General features: G+C 64.9%; 16 protein-coding genes. 12 read left to right on the top strand and 4 right to left on the bottom strand.

Translation table 11 applies throughout. The annotated features are described in order from the left end of the window. Window positions 1-389 precede the first annotated feature (389 nt). The 6 genes from ACW5DN_RS06025 (at window position 390) to radA (ending at window position 7,618) form a co-directional block, all read left to right on the top strand. Window positions 390-866 (top strand): VanZ family protein, encoded by a 477-nt coding sequence (locus ACW5DN_RS06025; protein ID WP_456961828.1) that lies wholly within the window; start codon window positions 390-392, stop codon window positions 864-866. A 111-nt stretch (window positions 867-977) separates the two neighbouring features. Next, window positions 978-2,264, top strand: a complete 1,287-nt coding sequence (gene tviB / locus ACW5DN_RS06020) for a Vi polysaccharide biosynthesis UDP-N-acetylglucosamine C-6 dehydrogenase TviB (RefSeq protein WP_456961827.1) — start codon at window positions 978-980, stop codon at window positions 2,262-2,264. Between the two features lie 33 nt (window positions 2,265-2,297). Beyond that, window positions 2,298-3,308 (top strand): NAD-dependent epimerase, encoded by a 1,011-nt coding sequence (locus tag ACW5DN_RS06015; protein WP_456961826.1) that lies wholly within the window; start codon window positions 2,298-2,300, stop codon window positions 3,306-3,308. Beyond that, a complete protein-coding gene (gene cysD / locus ACW5DN_RS06010) occupies window positions 3,301-4,212 on the top strand; it encodes a sulfate adenylyltransferase subunit CysD (RefSeq protein ID WP_456961825.1) in 912 nt (303 codons plus the stop codon). Before ACW5DN_RS06015 ends, cysD begins: the two co-directional genes overlap by 8 nt. Beyond that, a complete protein-coding gene (gene cysN / locus ACW5DN_RS06005) occupies window positions 4,212-6,107 on the top strand; it encodes a sulfate adenylyltransferase subunit CysN (RefSeq protein WP_456961824.1) in 1,896 nt (631 codons plus the stop codon). Before cysD ends, cysN begins: the two co-directional genes overlap by 1 nt. Window positions 6,108-6,190: 83 nt before the next feature. Further along, entirely contained in the window at window positions 6,191-7,618 is a 1,428-nt protein-coding gene (gene radA / locus ACW5DN_RS06000; RefSeq protein ID WP_456961823.1) for a DNA repair protein RadA, read from the top strand. A 93-nt stretch (window positions 7,619-7,711) separates the two neighbouring features. Here the strand turns inward: radA and ACW5DN_RS05995 are convergent, their stop codons facing one another. Together ACW5DN_RS05995 and ACW5DN_RS05990 are read right to left on the bottom strand one after the other, a co-directional pair. Further along, on the bottom strand, window positions 7,712-8,503 hold the full coding sequence (locus ACW5DN_RS05995) for a cytochrome C assembly family protein (RefSeq protein ID WP_456961822.1): 792 nt from the start codon (window positions 8,501-8,503) through the stop codon (window positions 7,712-7,714). After that, complete coding sequence (locus tag ACW5DN_RS05990; RefSeq protein WP_456961821.1) at window positions 8,500-9,624, bottom strand: tellurite resistance/C4-dicarboxylate transporter family protein; 1,125 nt, start codon at window positions 9,622-9,624, stop codon at window positions 8,500-8,502. The genes ACW5DN_RS05995 and ACW5DN_RS05990 overlap by 4 nt, the downstream gene beginning before the upstream one ends. A 106-nt stretch (window positions 9,625-9,730) precedes the next feature. Between ACW5DN_RS05990 and ffh the strand changes: the two genes are divergently transcribed. The 6 genes from ffh (at window position 9,731) to ACW5DN_RS05960 (ending at window position 13,975) form a co-directional block, all read left to right on the top strand. Next, window positions 9,731-11,095 carry a signal recognition particle protein gene (gene ffh, locus ACW5DN_RS05985; protein ID WP_456961820.1) on the top strand — a complete coding sequence of 455 codons (1,365 nt, stop codon included), beginning with the start codon at window positions 9,731-9,733 and terminating at the stop codon, window positions 11,093-11,095. A gap of 126 nt (window positions 11,096-11,221) precedes the next feature. Next, complete coding sequence (gene rpsP / locus ACW5DN_RS05980) at window positions 11,222-11,506, top strand: 30S ribosomal protein S16 (RefSeq protein WP_456961819.1); 285 nt, start codon at window positions 11,222-11,224, stop codon at window positions 11,504-11,506. Window positions 11,507-11,544: 38 nt separating this feature from the next. After that, entirely contained in the window at window positions 11,545-12,060 is a 516-nt protein-coding gene (gene rimM / locus ACW5DN_RS05975; protein ID WP_456962972.1) for a ribosome maturation factor RimM, read from the top strand. 55 nt (window positions 12,061-12,115) lie between these two features. Then, window positions 12,116-12,895: a tRNA (guanosine(37)-N1)-methyltransferase TrmD gene (gene trmD / locus ACW5DN_RS05970; RefSeq protein WP_456961818.1), complete on the top strand. Its 780-nt coding sequence runs from the start codon at window positions 12,116-12,118 to the stop codon at window positions 12,893-12,895. A 77-nt stretch (window positions 12,896-12,972) separates the two neighbouring features. Continuing rightward, window positions 12,973-13,404: a 50S ribosomal protein L19 gene (gene rplS, locus ACW5DN_RS05965; RefSeq protein ID WP_456961817.1), complete on the top strand. Its 432-nt coding sequence runs from the start codon at window positions 12,973-12,975 to the stop codon at window positions 13,402-13,404. A 166-nt stretch (window positions 13,405-13,570) separates the two neighbouring features. Then, window positions 13,571-13,975: an RNA-binding S4 domain-containing protein gene (locus ACW5DN_RS05960; protein WP_456961816.1), complete on the top strand. Its 405-nt coding sequence runs from the start codon at window positions 13,571-13,573 to the stop codon at window positions 13,973-13,975. A gap of 69 nt (window positions 13,976-14,044) precedes the next feature. On the opposite strand, the gene ACW5DN_RS05955 is transcribed toward ACW5DN_RS05960, so the two are convergent. Beyond that, window positions 14,045-14,644, bottom strand: coding sequence for a DUF937 domain-containing protein (locus ACW5DN_RS05955; protein WP_456961815.1), 600 nt, complete (start codon window positions 14,642-14,644; stop codon window positions 14,045-14,047). A 59-nt stretch (window positions 14,645-14,703) separates the two neighbouring features. Further along, entirely contained in the window at window positions 14,704-17,271 is a 2,568-nt protein-coding gene (gene mutS, locus ACW5DN_RS05950) for a DNA mismatch repair protein MutS (protein WP_456962971.1), read from the bottom strand. Window positions 17,272-17,576 lie beyond the last annotated feature (305 nt).

Below are 17,576 nucleotides of genomic sequence, written 5' to 3'. Positions count from 1 at the left end.
TGGTTCAACTGTCCAGTTGCAGGTGTACGTCGTTGGGTTGACGTTCGTGGCTCGCGAAACAGATGCCGGCCGTGAGAACGCCGAGGCATGTCCCCAATGACAATCCAATGATGAATATGATCACGAGCAGTCCTCTCTTCAGGATTCAAGGAAGCATAGGCGACCCCCGATCAGGTTTTGTGTGAACGGCATCTATGAACAGGACATCCATTGGCAACTTCGATTGACGGAATCGGTCCGATTGATTTGCACGCTGGGCGCTTAAAGAAAAATTGTCGCGTCGGCTATTCTGTAAAGAAAACAAGGCCCAGGTAAAGAAAATGAGCTCGATCGGCTATGAATCCCTGCGACAGTCGCTGCGCTTTTAGCCATTCGGCGCGGCCGCGTTCATGACCCTCACCGACGCCGTACTGTTGGCGCTCGCACTCGGTGTCAGTCTGTGGCTTGGTCGTGGCAGCGGCCGGTCGGGCCAGGTGCTACTCGTGCTGTCGGCACTGGCGATTTCAGCGTTGCTGTTCCTGCCGACTGCCTGGCTGCAGACGGCAGCCGGTCCTAGCCTGATGTCGTCGCTGGAGGTGGTTGCCGCGCGGTTGTCGTGGGAGCTTTCGGATGCGGTCCATTTTTTGATATTTGTCTGGCTTGCGTTGCTGTTGCGCGTGTTGCGCCGTGACTTGCGCGGCTGGCGCGGGATTGCGGTGCTGCTGGTATTGGCGGTCGCGGCGGAGTTGACCCAGGGGCTGACCTCTGGACGTGAGGTCCGTCTGGATGACGTCGCCATCAACCTGCTGGGCGCGGGGACTGGGTTGCTGTTGGCGGCAGGGGTGTTGGCGAGGCGCAGGCGCTTTGGTGCCCGGCGGTCTGGCTGACGCGAATGACAAGTTGGCCGGGCGCGGGCCAGCCATGCCGTTTGTGAAGTAACGCATAATCGATCGTGGCGCAGCGTGCGTCACGGCATGCGGCCAAACGGGGACCAGACCATGCAGCACCGCTTCGCGCTGGACACAGCGAACATCGCTATCGTCGGCCTGGGCTACGTAGGCTTGCCGCTGGCGGTGGAGTTCGGCAAGCAGTACGACACGGTTGGGTTCGACACCAACGGGGCGCGGGTGGACGCGTTGGCTGGTGGTCACGACAGCACGCTGGAGGTGGAGCCGGAGCTGCTGGCATCGGCCACGCGGCTGGGCTTTACGTCGCAACTCGACGGTATTGCGCGCTGCAACGTCTACATCGTCACTGTGCCGACCCCGATCGACGCGGCCAAGCGACCGGACCTGACGCCGTTGATCAAGGCCAGCGAGGCGATTGGCAGCGTGCTGCGAGACGGCGATACCGTCATTTACGAGTCCACCGTCTTCCCCGGTTGCACCGAGGAAGTCTGCGTGCCGATCCTGGAACGGGTGTCGGGGCTGAAGTTCAACCAGGGCTTCTACTGCGGCTACTCCCCCGAGCGTATCAACCCCGGCGACAAGGCCCACCGCGTCACCAACATCCTCAAGGTGACCTCCGGTTCCACGCCCGAAGTCGCCAGCTTCGTCGACAGCCTGTACGCCAGCATCATCACCGCCGGCACCCACAAGGCCAGCAGCATCAAAGTCGCCGAGGCCGCCAAGGTCATCGAGAACACCCAGCGCGACCTCAACATCGCGCTGGTCAACGATCTCGCGATCCTGTTCAACAAGCTCGGCATCGACACGCTGGAGGTGCTGGAAGCAGCCGGCACCAAGTGGAACTTCCTGCCGTTCCGGCCCGGCCTGGTTGGTGGCCACTGCATCAGCGTCGACCCGTATTACCTGACCCACAAGGCGCAGGAGGTTGGCCATCATCCGCAGGTGATCCTGGCCGGCCGCCGCACCAATGACGGCATGGGCGGCTACGTTGCCGACCAGGTGATCAAGTTGATGGTGCGCAAGTGCATCAATCCGGTGCGCGCGCGGGTGCTGGTGCTGGGGCTGGCATTCAAGGAGAACTGCCCGGACCTGCGTAACACCCGCGTGGTCGACATCGTCGCGGCGCTGCAGGACTACAGCGCGCAGGTGGATGTGTTCGATCCGTGGGTGGATGCGGCCCAGGCGCAGCACGAGTACGGCCTGACGCCGGTTGCCACCCCAGAGCAGGGCGCCTATGACGCGGTGGTGCTGGCGGTCGCCCATGATGAGTTCCGCGCGCTCGGAGCCGACGGCATCCGCGCACTCGGCAAACCGGGTTCCGTCGTCTACGACGTCAAGTACGTGCTGCCGCGCGAATCGGTCGACGGCCGGCTGTAGGCAAAAAAAGCTAATGAACAAGAGTGGATTACATTGAAAATTCTGGTCACCGGCACCGCCGGTTTCATCGGCTCGCACGTCGCGCTCAAGTTGCTCGAACGCGGCGATGAAGTCGTCGGCATCGACAACCTCAGCGACTACTACGATGTGACGCTGAAGCAGGCGCGATTGGCGCGGTTTGCCGACAATCCGCGCTACACCCACATCCAGGCCGACCTGGCGGACCGCGAGGCGGTCGAGGCGGCGTTCGCGACCCACAAGCCGCAGCGGGTGGTCAACCTGGCCGCGCAGGCGGGCGTGCGTTATGCGGCGCAGAACCCGCACGTGTACGTCAGCAGCAACGTCACCGGGTTTTTGCACATCCTGGAAGGTTGCCGGCATCACGACGTCGAGCACCTGGTGTTCGCCTCGACCAGTTCGGTCTATGGCGCCAACACCACCATGCCGTTCTCCGAACACCAGTCCACCGAGCACCCGTTGACGTTGTACGCGGCGACCAAGAAGGCCAACGAGATGATGGCGCACAGCTACGCGCATCTCTATGGCATCCCGAGCACCGGGCTGCGGTTCTTCACCGTGTATGGCCCGTGGGGGCGGCCGGATATGGCGCTGTTCCTGTTCACCAAGGCGATCCTGGCCGGCGAGCCGATCAAGGTGTTCAACCACGGCCACCACAAGCGCAGCTTTACCTATGTTGATGACATCGTCGAGGGCGTGATCCGCGCACTGGACAACCCACCCGTCACGAACCCCGACTGGAACGCCGCCGCGCCGGACCCGGCGACCAGCAACGCGCCGTACCGGTTGTTCAACATCGGCAATGAGGACACCGTCGAGTTGCTGCGCTATATCGAAGTGCTGGAGCAGTGCCTGGGCCGCAAGGCGAAGATGGAATTGCTGCCGTTGCAGGCCGGTGACGTGCCCGACACCGAAGCCGATGTGTCCGCGTTGGTCCAGGCCGTGGACTATCGGCCGCAGGTGTCGGTGGAGGAGGGCGTGGCCAACTTCGTGGAGTGGTATCGGGCCTATTACACTGATGCCTGATACACCCGATCTCTCCCATCTCGACCGGCTTGAGGCCGAAAGCATCCACATCCTTCGTGAAGTGGCTTCGGAGTTCCAGAATCCGGTGATGATGTATTCGGTCGGCAAGGACAGCTCGGTACTGCTGCACCTGCTGGTCAAGGCGTTCTATCCGGCCAGGCCCCCGATCCCGCTGCTGCATGTGGATACCGGCTGGAAATTCCGCGAGATGATTGCGTTCCGCGACCAACGTGTGAGGGAGATGGGGGTCGAGCTGCACGTGCACACCAACGCCGACGGGGTTGCCCGGGGCATTGGCCCGATCAGCCACGGCGCGACCGTGCACACCGACGTGATGAAGACCCAGGCGCTCAAGCAGGCGCTGGATCAGTGGGGTTTCGACGCGGCCATTGGCGGTGCCCGCCGGGACGAGGAGAAATCGCGTGCCAAGGAGCGGATCTTCAGCTTCCGCAACCGACAGCACTACTGGGATCCGAAGAACCAGCGCCCCGAGTTGTGGAACCTGTACAACACCCGGATCCACAAGGGTGAATCGGTACGCGTGTTCCCGATTTCGAACTGGACCGAGCTGGATGTCTGGCTGTACATCTTCCGCGAGAACATCCCGGTGCCGTCGCTGTATTTCGCCAAGGAACGTCCGGTGGTGGAGCGCGATGGTGCGCTGATCATGGTCGACGACGACCGGCTGCCATTGCGGCCCGGTGAGACGCCGATGATGAAGAAAGTCCGGTTCCGGACCCTTGGTTGCTACCCGCTGACCGGCGCGATCGAGTCCGAGGCCACCACGCTGGAGGCGATCATCGCCGAGATGCTGGTGTCCACCACCTCCGAGCGCCAGGGACGGGTGATCGATCAGGATCCATCGGCCTCGATGGAGAAGAAGAAACAGGAGGGCTACTTCTGATGAGCCTGCCTGAGCGCACCCCGACCGACCAGGCCGCCATCGCCGCCTACCTGCAACAGCACGAAACCAAGAGCCTGCTGCGCCTCATCACCTGTGGCAGCGTCGATGATGGCAAGAGCACGCTGATCGGGCGACTGTTGCATGACACCCGGTGCTTGCTGGACGACCAGGTAGCCGCGCTGGCCGCCGATAGTCGCAAGTTCGGTACCCAGGGTGACGGGGTCGACTTCGCGCTTCTGGTCGATGGCCTGGCCGCCGAGCGCGAGCAGGGCATCACCATCGATGTCGCGTACCGGTTTTTTTCCACCGACCAGCGCAAGTTCATCGTTGCCGACTGCCCCGGCCACGAGCAGTACACCCGCAACATGGCCACCGGTGCGTCCACCGCCGACGTGGCGATCATGTTGGTGGATGCGCGTAAGGGCCTGCTGACCCAGACCCGCCGACACAGTTATATCGTCTCGCTGCTGGGCATCCGCCACGTCGTGCTGGCGGTCAACAAGATGGACCTGGTGGATTACGACCAGAAGGTCTTTGATGACATCGCCGCGAGCTATCGCGTGCTGGCCGGTCAATTGGGCATTCCCGATGTCACCTGCATTCCGCTGTCGGCGCTCAACGGCGACAACATGCTGGAGCGTTCGGCCGCGACCCCGTGGTATCAGGGTGTGCCGCTGCTGCCGTACCTGGAAACCGTCGACTTCAGCGAGGCGACCAGGATCGGCGGCTTCCGCTTGCCCGTGCAATGGGTCTGCCGCCCGGACCAGAACTTCCGCGGGTTTGCAGGCACCGTGATTTCCGGCCCGGTGGTGGTGGGTGACGAAATCGCGGTGTTGCCCTCTGGCCAGCGTTCGCGGGTGGCCGCGATCGTCACCGCGGGCGGCGACCTGGATTTCGCCCGGCCCGGCCAGGCGGTGACCCTGACCCTGGCCGACGAGATCGACGTGAGCCGCGGTGATGTCATTGCGGCGGCCGGCAACCTGCCGGAGGTCGCCGACCAGTTCGCGGCGCACATGCTGTGGCTCGGCGAGACGCCATTGTTACCGAGTAGGCGTTATTGGTTGAAGATTGGCACCGGCACGGTTGGCGCCCAGGTCACCGAGATCAAGCACAAGGTCGACGTCAACACCCAGGAGGAGCTGGCCGCGAAGACCCTGGAGCTGAATGAAGTGGGCTACTGCAATCTTTACCTGGACCAGCCGATTGCGTTTGAAAGTTATGCCGACAGCCACGAGTTGGGTGGCTTCATCCTGATCGACCGCCAGAGCAATGCCACGGTTGCTGCCGGGACGCTCGCCTTCGCGCTGCGACGTGCTTCCAACATCCATTGGCAACACGTCGACGTCGACAAGCCGGCCCGTTCGCGGATCAAGGATCAGCAGCCCAGGTGCGTCTGGTTCACCGGCCTGTCCGGATCCGGCAAGTCCACGATTGCCAATCTGGTGGAAAAGCGCTTGCTGGCGATGGGCCACCACACCTACCTCCTGGATGGGGACAACGTCCGCCACGGCCTCAACAAGGATCTGGGTTTTACCGATGGGGACCGGGTCGAGAACATCCGCCGGGTGGCGGAAGTGGCGAAGTTGATGGTCGATGCGGGCCTGATCGTGCTGGTCAGTTTCATCTCGCCGTTCCGCGCAGAGCGACAGATGGCCCGCAGCATGTTCGACGAAGGCGAGTTCGTAGAGGTATTCGTGGACACGGCGCTGGAGGTCGCGGAACAACGCGACGTCAAAGGCCTGTATGCGCAGGCGCGCGCGGGAAAGATCCCGAACTTCACCGGGATCAGCTCGCCCTACGAGCCGCCCGTGCAGCCGGATGTCCATCTGCGCACCGCGCAGATGGCCCCCGAGGCACTCGCCGAGAGCCTGGTGGCGAAGATCGTCGAGGGGTGAGGCGGCGGGGCGCACTCCCCAATCTCATTCCCTGCGACGCGTGCAGGCTAAAGTGATGGCCGGTCCATCCGGTCTTCGCATGCATGTCCTCGTTTCCTAATAAATCATCGACCAAGCCGGCCCCCAAAGCGAGGGTCGCCTACGTGTGTTCCGAGTGCGGGGCCGACCACAACAAGTGGCAGGGGCAGTGCGCGGCGTGCGATGCGTGGAATTCGCTCAGCGAGTTCGTGATCGAGTCGGCGGCGTCGTTGAAAGTTTCGGCCGCCGCACCTTCGCGGCGCAGTGGCTGGGCGGGCAAGGTGGATCCCCCGAAGGTGACGGCGTTGAAGGATGTCAGTCACACCGGCGAGGCTAGGGTCTCCACCGGGATCGGAGAGCTGGACCGGGTACTGGGCGGCGGGATGGTGCAAGGATCCGTGGTCCTGGTCGGCGGCGATCCGGGTATCGGCAAGTCGACGTTGCTGCTGCAGGCGGTATCGAAAATGGCCGGGTCTTTACCGGCTTTGTACGTCACCGGCGAGGAGTCACTGGCCCAGGTGGCCGGCCGTGGCGCGCGGCTGGGCTTGTCGCTGGACGGGGTGTATGCGCTGGCCGAAACCGGGGTCGAGCGGATCCTTGAGCAGGCGGTGGAGACGCAGCCCAGGCTTATCGTCGCCGACTCGATCCAGACTCTGTGGACCGAGTCGCTGAGCGCCGCGCCCGGCTCGGTCAGTCAGGTCCGCGAAAGTGCGGCGCGCTTGGTGCGCTATGCCAAGGAGACCGGCACCGCGGTATTCCTGGTCGGCCACGTGACCAAGGAGGGCGGCATCGCCGGCCCCCGGGTGCTGGAGCACATGGTCGATGCGGTGCTGTACTTCGAGGGTGAGTCGGGCAGCCGGTTCCGGGTTCTTCGCGCGTTCAAGAACCGCTTTGGCGCAGTCAACGAGCTGGGCGTGTTCGCAATGGGCGACAAGGGCCTGCGCGAGGTATCCAACCCGTCGGCGATCTTCCTGTCCGGCAGCAGCACGCCGCAGCCCGGCAGTTGCGTGATGGTTACCCGCGAGGGCACCCGGCCATTGCTGGTGGAGGTGCAGGCACTGGTGGATGCCTCGCCGCTGTCCAATCCGCGGCGGGTCGCGGTGGGCATGGATCAGAACCGTCTGGCGATGCTGCTGGCGGTGCTGCACCGGCATGCGGGAGTGGGCGTGGGTGACCAGGACGTGTTCGTGAATGTGGTCGGCGGCATCCGGGTGCAGGAAACCGCGGCGGACCTGCCGGTGTTGCTGGCGGTATTGTCGAGCTTGCGTGATCGGCCCCTGGCCGAGCAGACGATCGCGTTTGGTGAGGTCGGACTGTCCGGCGAGATCCGTCCGGTACCCAACGGCGAGGATCGGCTGAAAGAGGCCGCCACCCACGGTTTCAAGCGCGCGATCGTGCCCAAGGGCAACGCGCCCAAGAGCGGCAAGATCGGCGCCATGCAGGTGGTTGCGGTGGAGCGACTGGCCGAAGCGGTGGAAGCAGCAACAACGTAGGCGCAATAGCGAAGCGCATTGCATCACCCGGCAAGTCGCATCACCCCACGTAGGGTGTAATAAGCGAAGCGCATTGCACCACCCCGCGCCGCCTTACGCCCCCGGTATCCCCAGCACCAATTCCAGCACGAACTTGCTTCCAAAAAACGACAGCACCAGCAACACCATCGCCGTCAACGTCCAACGCACCGCGACCGAGCCACGCCAGCCATAGCGCCAGCGGCCCAGCAGCAGGGCGCCGAATACCAGCCACGACAGCACGCTGAGCACGGTCTTGTGGACCAGGTGTTGGGCAAGCAGGTTGTCGACGAACAGCATGCCGGTCAGCAGGGTTGCCGAGAGCAACACGAAGCCAACCTTGATGGTGCGGAACAACAGGGTTTCCAGTTCCGTCAGGGGAGGCAATGCGCGCAACCAGCCGTGGACTTCGCGCCGGCGCAGGGCGCGCTCCTGCAACCACAACATCACCGCCAGCAATGCGGCGATCGCCAGGGTGGCGTAGGCGAGCAGGGCGGTCCAGGCATGCAGCTGCAGGCGCCAGTCGAGCGGTTCCGGCGGCAGGTGTCCGTGGATGTGGTAGCCGGCCAGGGTGATTGCAGCGAGCGGGAAGACCACCACGCCGAGCGTGGCCATCCGTCCCTTCATGCCGACGATCACGGTCAGCAGCGCCATGCCCAGCGTGACCAGCGACAGGGCGGCATAGAAATGCATGTCTGCACCGCCCGTACCGCGCCACGCGAGCAGGTGCGCGGCGGCGTGCAGGGCCACGGCAATCGCGGCTGGCCACGACCAGCTGCCGCCCGGCCGCTCCGTGCGACTGATGCTGGCGACCAGCAGGCCGGTGGCAACGAGATACAGCACGATGGCGATGAGAACGATTGTCATCGCGGCAGTGTCGCATAGCCATTGCGTCGCCGGATCATGCCATGCAGCAAACCGACGAAGGCCGCGGTCCATGCCAGCAGTGAGATGACCATGAACGTCATCGGCATCCAGGACAGGAATTGCAGGTCCAGCGCGAGGATCATTTCGTGGGTGCCGGCGGCATACATGCCCAGCGGGAACACCGCGCCCCAGTACAAGGGGTCATAACGAAGCGGGGTCCGGTTGATCACGTAGCGCCACACCCCCAGCACCAACAGCATCGGAATCCACCAGGTGCCGGTGGCCCAGTAAAACACCGTGAACCCTTTCAGGAATGGCAGCATCGACAGCAGCAGGGGCGCGTCGGTTGCGTTGACCACCAGTAGCGAGCCGGCCAGGGTCGAGATCGCCATCGCGCCCATGTTGATCCAGTACGGCGGCTCCAGGTCGGTGGGCCGCAAGGCAAAGAACGTGTAGCGATAGAAGATCAGCGACATCATCCAGATGTAGAGCATCCCGCCCCACAGCCACATCGACAGGGCCAGGAAGTTGAATTCCAGCTGCCACGGCGGTCCGACGTAGGCGGCGAGCAGGGCGCTGAGCACGGCCACCGACTGGGTGGCCACCACCGCCAGCAGCCAGCCGCCATTGATGCCGCGGTCCAGGGTCGGCTTGACCGTCTTGACCGTGAGCAGCGCGAAGATCGTGTAGGTGAAGCCCAGCCACAGCAGGCAAGCCAGGCCCCAGGCCAGCAGCCCGCCGAGCACACTGTTGCCGATGACCAGGCACTGGCTACCCAGCACGCTGGTCGCCGCGATGATGGTGAAGAACCCCGGCCCGCGGAGATGGTCGCCCAGGTCACGACGGAAGGCTTGCGGGTAACGGGCCAGCCGGGTCAGGTACAAACCCCACAACACGACGTAGAGCATCGCGTTCAGCGCGAACAGCCCTTGGCCGATGCGCGGCAACCCGAGCAGGTGGCAGGCCAGCGAGACGATGCCGGTCGCCATGACCATACCGAAGTAGGCGGGCGACAAGCCTGCCAGGCCGGTGGCGCCGGTCAAACCCGCCGGTGGCAGGGGCGGGGCCGAGGCGGTGGGCAAACCGGGCGTGACCGGGGGAGTGGGTGGGGTCGGGTCCATCGTGATGCCTGCGGGATACCCGTTTATGTTCGCATGGCGCCGGGAGATTCGCCCCACGGGCTATACTTTCGGCCCGCTTTTGTTTCCCTTCCACAGGTAGTGCCGCATGTTCGAATCCCTGACCCAGCGCCTGTCCGGCACCATCGAACGCTTGCGTGGCCGCGGTCGCCTGTCCGAGGAGAACATCCGCGAATCGCTGCGCGAAGTCCGCATCGCACTGCTGGAAGCCGACGTTGCGTTGCCGGTGGTGCAGGCGCTGATCGAGCGGATCAAGGTCCGCGCGGTCGGCCAGGAAGTGCTGAAGTCGCTGACGCCGGGCCAGGCCCTGATCAAGGTCGTTCGCGATGAGATGACGACGGTGATGGGCTCGCAGGCCAGTGAGCTCAACCTCAACGTGCCGGCCCCGGCGGTGATCCTGATGGCCGGCCTGCAGGGCGCGGGCAAGACCACCACCGTGGCCAAGCTCGCCAAGCACCTCAAGGACAAGCGCAAGAAGAAGGTGATGGTGGTGTCGGCCGACGTCTATCGCCCGGCCGCGATCGAGCAGTTGAAGACCTTGGCCGAACAGGTCGATGTCCTGTTTTTCGCGTCCAGCGCCGACCAGAAGCCCGAAGCGATCGTGCGCGCGGCGATGGAAGACGCACGCAAGTCCTACGCCGATGTCCTGATCGTCGATACCGCCGGCCGGCTGGCGATCGACGAGGCGCTGATGGCCGAGATCAAGGCGCTGCACGCCGTAGCCAAGCCGGTCGAGACCTTGTTTGTGGTCGATTCGATGACCGGTCAGGACGCGGCAACCACGGCCAAGGCCTTCGGTGAGGCATTGCCGTTGACCGGTGTGGTGCTGACCAAGACCGACGGTGACGCGCGTGGCGGCGCGGCGTTGAGCGTGCGCTATATCACCGGCAAGCCGATCAAGTTCATCGGTGTCAGCGAGAAGCCCGACGGCCTGGATGTGTTCCATCCCGAGCGCGTTGCCAGCCGTATCCTCGACATGGGCGATGTGCTGTCGCTGGTCGAGCAGGTCGAGCAGCAGGTCGACCAGGACAAGGCGCAAAAGCTCGCCGAAAAGGTCGCCAAGGGCAAGAAGTTCAACCTGGAAGACATGCGCGACCAGCTTGAGCAGATGCAGAACATGGGCGGCATCACCGGCCTGATGGACAAGCTGCCCGGCATGGGCCAGATCCCGGACTCGGTGAAGGCGCAGGTGACCGGCAAGGAAGTCCCGCGGCTGGTGGCGATCATCAACTCGATGACGAAAAAGGAGCGTCGCAACCCGGCGTTGCTGAACGGCTCGCGTCGCAAACGCATCGCCAGCGGTGCCGGGGTGACCCCGGCAGACGTCAACAAGCTGATGAAGCAGTACCAGCAGATGGAAAAGATGATGGGCAAGCTGGGCCGTGGCGGCATGAAAGGCATGATGCGTGGCATGAAGGGAATGATGGGCGGCCGCGGCGGCATGCCCTTCTAAGCGCCGTCACAGGCGTCCGATTCCCTTCTCCCGTTCGCTGGGCTTCCCCTCGCGCCGGAGACCCCTATATAATCGTCGGCTTACCTCGCCACCCTGGCGACTGGGCACCACAGGACACAACAGATCATGGTCAAGATTCGACTGGCTCGCGGCGGCGCCAAGAAGCGCCCCTTCTACCACATCGTCGTCACCGACAGCCGTAGCGCCCGCAACGGCCGCAACATCGAGCGCGTCGGTTTCTACAACCCGGTTGCTGCCGGTGGCGAGAAGCGTATCGAGCTGAACACCGAGCGCGTCCAGCATTGGCTGGGTACCGGCGCGCAGCTGACCGAGAAGGTCGCCGTGCTGTATCGCGAAGCACTGAAGTCGGCCGATGCGCCGGCCGAAGCGCCGGCTGCGACCGCCGCCTGAGTTGCAGGTCGCGCGTCCTGCGCGCGACCGTTTGAATGATGAACGACTCCGGGCGCCGCATCCTCCTTGGCAGGGTGCTTGGCGCCCTTGGTTTGCGCGGTGAAGTGAGGCTCGAGTCGTGGACCGAGCCGCGGGCCGCAATCTTCGGCTACCAGCCCTGGATCTTGCGCGATGCGCATGGCAATGAGCGCGAGATCAGCGGTGTGCAAGGTCGCGAGACGGGCAAGCACGTGGTCGCGGTCTTTCCCGGTGTCAGCGATCGCGATGGCGCCGAACTGCTGAAGGGCCTGGAAATTCTTGCCCCGCGCAGCGTGCTGCCGCCGGCAAAGCCGGGCGAGTTCTATTGGGCCGACCTGGAAGGGCTGAGCGTGGTGACCGTCAATGGCGTCGACCTGGGTCGCGTCTCGCACCTGTTCTCGACCGGCGCCAACGACGTCCTGGTGGCCCGCGACGCCGAGCGCGAACGGATGATCCCCTTCGTGCAACCGCAATACGTCACTGCGATCGACCTTGCCGCAGGAGTGGTCACCGTCGATTGGGATCCGGACTTCTGACAAGTTTCGCAACGGCGTATTACGCCTTCGGCTAATACGCCCTACGATCATCCACATGCGCATTGACGTTATCAGCTTGTTTCCCGACTTCATCGCCCAGTGCGCCGCGTTTGGCGTGACTGGTCGGGCGGGAGAACGCGGCCTGCTGTCACTGCATGGCTGGAACCCGCGGGATTACGCCGAAGGCAGCTATCGCCGCGTCGATGACCGCCCATTTGGCGGCGGTCCCGGGATGGTGATGTTGATCGACCCGCTGCGCGCCGTCCTGCGCGCTGCCCGTGCCGCCGATCCGGCACCCGTCAAGACGATCTACCTGACCCCGCAGGGCGCGCCACTCACCCAGGCCAAGGTGCACGAGCTGGCCGAGCGCGACCGGATCGTGCTGCTGTGCGGACGGTACGAAGGTATTGATGAGCGCGTGGTGGAAGCCGAGGTCGACGAGGAGATATCGATCGGCGATTACGTCCTGTCCGGCGGCGAGCTGGCCGCGGCGGTGCTCATCGACGCGGTTGCGCGGTTGCAGGAGGGTGCGTTGAACGACGCCGAGTCCGCCGTCCAGGACAGCTTCGAGGATGGCTTGCTCGATTGCCCGCACTACACGCGTCCGGTGGAGCATGAGTTGGGAGCAGTACCGCCGGTGCTGTTGTCGGGCAATCACGCCCACATCGCCAATTGGCGGCGGCAACAATCATTGTTGCGGACATTGCAACGCCGGCCGGAGTTGCTCGACCAAGCCGACCTGTCGCCGGCGGATCGACAGTTTCTCGCCACCTTGCGCGACCGCCACGGCCCTTCCCGCCGTGGAGTGGCATCCGGACGGAAATCCCCGCTATAATTGCGGGCTTAGCTGCAATCACGCCAGACGCGGGTCCACGTGCACTCGCGCTACAACTACTCCAACAGGCCAAGTCCATGAACAAGCCCTCGATCCACACGCTGCTGCAAGAGTTTGAATCCGAGCAGATCAAGCGCGAACTGCCGGTGTTCGGCCCCGGCGATACCATCGTCGTCAACGTCCGGGTCAAGGAAGGCACGCGCGAGCGCGTCCAGGCCTATGAGGGCGTGGTGATCGCGAAGAAGAACAACGGCCTGAACTCGGCGTTCACGGTGCGCAAGATTTCCCACGGTTTCGGCGTCGAGCGCGTATTCCAGTCCCATAGCGCGGTGATCGACTCGGTCGAGGTCAAGCGTCGCGGCAAGGTTCGCGCCGGCAAGTTGTACTACCTGCGCGGCCTGGAAGGTCGCAAGGCGCGCATCAAGGAAGATCTCGCTGGTGCTGCCAAGTTCAAGGCAGAGGCGAAGGCCGCTGCGGCCGCGGCCACCACGGAAGAAGCTGCCAAGTAAACCGATTCGGTCTCGTATCGATTCCCGGAAAAGCCACCTTCAAGGTGGCTTTTTCTGTTTTCGGATCCGGCCGGTTGGGGCCGGGTCGAGTGTCGTGGATCGAAGTGCTGTGTGGGTCAACGCTCGCCGCTGAATTCTGACCCGGGGTGGGCTACATTTGTCGGCGATGACCACTGATCAATCCGCTGCGACCGTCCGTCTCGACTTGTGGTTGTGGGCGGCCAGGTTCTACAAGAATCGCGCGCTTTCAAAACAGGCCGTCGAGACCGGCAAGGTCCACGTCGAGGGGCAGCGGGCCAAACCGGCGCGCGCGCTCCGGGTCGGCGATGTGCTGCGGATTACGCGCGCCGAGGAAACCTTCGAAGTGACGGTGCGGGCGCTCAGTGGCAAGCGTGGCGCGGCCAGTGTGGCGCAGGGTCTGTACGAGGAGTCCGAAGCGTCGCAACTGGCCCGGGTCGAACTCCGGGCCGTGCGAGCGGCAACGCGGACCGGCTACGAGGCGCCCAAGTCCAAGCCCGACAAACGCGCCCGGCGATTGATCCGGGCGCTGGGGGATATCGACTCGCTGTAACCGGCGTCGGGCGACACCACGCGGCGGGGTATCACGCTGGGCAATGTCGCGCTGGGTAACGTCGCGCCGTCAGCGCTTGCCGCCGAACAGCGAGCCGCCGATCTTCAATAGATCGGACAGGCCGGCTTGGCCATCACCGTCCTGGTCAAGCACGGCTCCGAGCAGGCCGCCGCCGACTCCGCCCTGTTCGCGGATCTGCGCCTGTTCCTGGCCAAGCAGGCCCCCCAGCGCTTGTGGGGTGGCCGCCGCGTTGCCGCCGCTGCCCATCTGCTTGGCGAGGAAGGCCATTACCAGCGGTGCGAGCATCTTCAACAGCGATCCGGCGCGGTCGCCATCCAGTCCGGTGACGGCGCCCAGCCCCTGCGCGGCCGTCTGCTGGCGCCCGCCCAGTACGTGCCCGAGGATATCGCCGCCGTTGCCGCCTCCGCCCATAACACTGCCCAACACGCTGCCCAGGTCCAGCCCGCTGTGATCGCGCTGCAGCGCACCCAGCAGTTGTTGTGCGCCTTCTGGCTGGCTGGCGTTACGGCCCAGCGCGCCCATCAGTAGTGGCAACGCCGCCGACACCGCGCTGGCAGTCTGTTCGGTGTCCAGGCCGAGCTGCTGGCTCAACTGGGACATGGGCTGGCCCTGCAACTGCTGCATGAGATCGTTGGTGAGGGAGGTCATGGGAGGGTTACCTGTGGGGTTGGAAGATCCATCCTAACGGCGAACGCATGCCCGCGCCGTCACGTCAGCGACTTGATCCGGTACAACGCTTCGAGTGCCTGTTTGGGGCTCAGGTCGTCGGGATCGAGCGTCGCCAACGCATCCAGGGCGGCCGAGCGCGGCGCGAACAAACCGGCTTGTTGCGGCTGTTCAAGCGCGGCGGCGGACATCGAGGGCTTGGGGGCATCGCGGCTTTGCTGTTCCAGCTCGGCCAATCGCCCGCGTGCCTGCTTGATCACCGATCGCGGCAGCCCCGCCAACGCGGCAACCTGCAAGCCGAAGCTGCGGTTGGCCGGGCCGTCCTTCACCGCATGCAGGAATACCAGCGTGTCGCCGCCATTGCGGTCGCGATGCTCAACCGCATCCAGGTGTACGTTGGCAATGCCGCTACCGCCGGTGTTGTTGGGCTCGCCGGCCAGGGCGGTCAACTCGAAATAATGGGTCGCAAACAAGGTGTAGGCGCGGTTGTCGTGGGCGAGATGGCGCGCACAGGCCTCCGCCAGCGCCAGCCCGTCGTAGGTCGAAGTGCCTCGCCCGATCTCGTCCATCAGCACCAGTGACTGGGCGCTGGCGTGGTGGAGGATGTAACTGGTCTCGCTCATCTCGACCATGAAGGTCGACTGGCCGCGAGCGAGGTCGTCGCCGGCGCCGATGCGGGTCAGGATGCGGTCGATCGGGCCGATCACGGCACGTGACGCGGGCACGAAGCTGCCGATGTGGGCCAGCAGCACGATCAGCGCGTTCTGGCGCATGTAGGTGCTCTTGCCGCCCATGTTGGGGCCGGTGATGACCAGCATCCGGCGGTCTTCATGCAACACCAGGTCATTGGGCTCGAACGGCTCGCTGCGCACCGCCTCCACCACCGGGTGGCGACCACGTTCGATGCTGATGCCGGGTTGGCTGGACAACTCCGGCTGCGACCAGTCCAGTGCCTGCGCGCGCTCGGCCAGGCAGGCCAGCACATCGAGCTGCGCCAACGCGGCCGCGCAGCGCTTCAGCGGTTCCAGTTGCCCGGCGAGGATGTCCAGCAGTTGCGCATACAGCAATCGTTCGCGCGTCAACGAGCGCTCGCGGGCCGACAACACCTTGTCCTCGAACGCCTTGAGCTCCTCGGTGATGTAGCGCTCGGCGTTGGTCAGGGTCTGGCGCCGGGTGTAGTGGGTCGGTGCCTTGGCCGCGTGGGCCTTGCTGACCTCCAGGTAATAGCCGTGCACGCGGTTGTAGCCGACCTTCAGGGTCGGGATGCCGGTGGCTTCGCGCTCGCGCGCCTCCAGGTCGACCAGGAACTGGTCAGCGGTCGTGGACAGCGTCCGCAGTTCGTCCAGCTCGCTGTCATAGCCAGCAAGGAACACACCGCCATCGCGGGCCAGCACCGGCGGCTGATCGACGATCGCGGACTGCAGCAGGTGGGCGTGCTGGTCATGCTCGCCAAGCTCGGCGGTCAGCTCGTTGAGCAGCGGCGAGTCCAGCGGCGCGAGCACGCCGCGCAGCTCCGGCAGCAGGCCCAGTCCGTCGCGCAGGGTGGACAGGTCGCGTGGGCGCGCGCTGCGCAGGGCGATGCGGGTAAGGATACGTTCCAGGTCGCCAAGGGCGCGGAACCGCTCGCGCACGGACTGGTCGGCTGCTGATTCAACCAGCGTCTGGATGGCCTGGTGGCGGTGGCGCAGGGCGGGGTGGTCGCGCAACGGACGGTGCAGCCAGCGTCGCAGCAGGCGCCCGCCCATCGGGGTGACGGTGGAGTCGAGCACGCCGAGCAGGGTGTGCTGGTTGTCGCCATCAATGCGCGAGTCCAGCTCCAGGTGGCGGCGGGTCGCGGCATTCATCGCGATGGCAGCGTCGCCTGACTCCACCGCAATCGATGTCAGGTGCGGCAGGCGCTGCTTCTGGGTTTCCTCGACGTAACCGAGCAATGCGGCCGCAGCGGAGATCGCCAATGGCCTGTCTTCCAGTCCAAACCCGGACAGGTCATGCACGGCGAAGAACTTGAGCAACTGGCGACGGCCACTGTCGGCATCGAACAGCCACGGCGCGCGCAGGCGCATGCCGCGACGCCCGGTCACGAAATCCGGCCAGCCGTCTTCGTCGGGGCACAGGGTCTCGGCGGGATCCAGCCGTGCCAACTCGGCTTCCAGGGCGTCCGCCGAGGTGACTTCGTTGACCAGGAAACGGCCGCCAGCGAGATCGGCCCAGGCGACCCCGTAGCCGTGCTTGTTGCGTGACACCGCCAGCAGCAGCGTATCGCGACGCTCGCTCAGCAACGCCTCATCGGTGACCGTGCCGGGGGTGACGATGCGCACGACCTTGCGCTCGACCAGCCCCTTGCTCGTCGCCGGGTCGCCGATCTGCTCGCAGATGGCCACCGACTCGCCCAATGCCACCAGCCGCGCCAGGTAACCTTCGGCCGCATGGTGCGGCACGCCGGCCATCGGGATTGGCTGCCCGGCCGAGTTGCCGCGCTGGGTCAGGGTGATGTCGAGCAGCCGCGCCGCCTTGCGGGCGTCGTCGTAGAACAGCTCGTAGAAGTCGCCCATCCGGAAGAACAGCAGGACGTCGGGATGCTCTGATTTCGCGCTGAAAAACTGGCGCATCAGCGGCGTATGGGCGTCGTTGTCGCGGGCGGTTGCGGTGTTCGATGTGGGCACGGATTTCCGGGGTCTGACGATGGGGCCGGATGGCGCTCGAGGTAATCGGCCATGGGTTGGCAAGTATGCCAGCCGACGGTCGCCAACCGCCGCCAAGCCGCGTTGTGTGACACCGTTCCATTGCGTATGGAACGTGCTACGGTTTGCCTGCGGGCGGCCATCAAGCTGCCATTGGCCAAGACTCCCCCACGTTGGCCACTGGTGATGGTGGCTCGTACATTGCCGCCATGGAGATGGTGCGCGCTTGATTC

This window comes from Lysobacter sp. A289 (genome assembly GCF_054072675.1).
Note: the sequence above shows the minus strand (reverse complement) of the source record. Positions and strands in the feature narration are given on the sequence as shown.

Bases quoted from the DNA above. Each gene is read 5' to 3' on its own strand.
- ACW5DN_RS06025 (WP_456961828.1), top strand. From the start codon at position 390: ATGACCCTCACCGACGCCGTACTGTTGGCGCTCGCACTCGGTGTCAGT.
- tviB (WP_456961827.1), top strand. From the start codon at position 978: ATGCAGCACCGCTTCGCGCTGGACACAGCGAACATCGCTATCGTCGGC.
- cysD (WP_456961825.1), top strand. From the start codon at position 3,301: ATGCCTGATACACCCGATCTCTCCCATCTCGACCGGCTTGAGGCCGAA.
- cysN (WP_456961824.1), top strand. From the start codon at position 4,212: ATGAGCCTGCCTGAGCGCACCCCGACCGACCAGGCCGCCATCGCCGCC.
- radA (WP_456961823.1), top strand. From the start codon at position 6,191: ATGTCCTCGTTTCCTAATAAATCATCGACCAAGCCGGCCCCCAAAGCG.
- ACW5DN_RS05995 (WP_456961822.1), bottom strand. From the start codon at position 8,503: ATGACAATCGTTCTCATCGCCATCGTGCTGTATCTCGTTGCCACCGGC.
- ACW5DN_RS05990 (WP_456961821.1), bottom strand. From the start codon at position 9,624: ATGGACCCGACCCCACCCACTCCCCCGGTCACGCCCGGTTTGCCCACC.
- ffh (WP_456961820.1), top strand. From the start codon at position 9,731: ATGTTCGAATCCCTGACCCAGCGCCTGTCCGGCACCATCGAACGCTTG.
- rpsP (WP_456961819.1), top strand. From the start codon at position 11,222: ATGGTCAAGATTCGACTGGCTCGCGGCGGCGCCAAGAAGCGCCCCTTC.
- rimM (WP_456962972.1), top strand. From the start codon at position 11,545: ATGAACGACTCCGGGCGCCGCATCCTCCTTGGCAGGGTGCTTGGCGCC.
- trmD (WP_456961818.1), top strand. From the start codon at position 12,116: ATGCGCATTGACGTTATCAGCTTGTTTCCCGACTTCATCGCCCAGTGC.
- rplS (WP_456961817.1), top strand. From the start codon at position 12,973: ATGAACAAGCCCTCGATCCACACGCTGCTGCAAGAGTTTGAATCCGAG.
- ACW5DN_RS05960 (WP_456961816.1), top strand. From the start codon at position 13,571: ATGACCACTGATCAATCCGCTGCGACCGTCCGTCTCGACTTGTGGTTG.
- ACW5DN_RS05955 (WP_456961815.1), bottom strand. From the start codon at position 14,644: ATGACCTCCCTCACCAACGATCTCATGCAGCAGTTGCAGGGCCAGCCC.
- mutS (WP_456962971.1), bottom strand. From the start codon at position 17,271: ATGCGCCAGTTTTTCAGCGCGAAATCAGAGCATCCCGACGTCCTGCTG.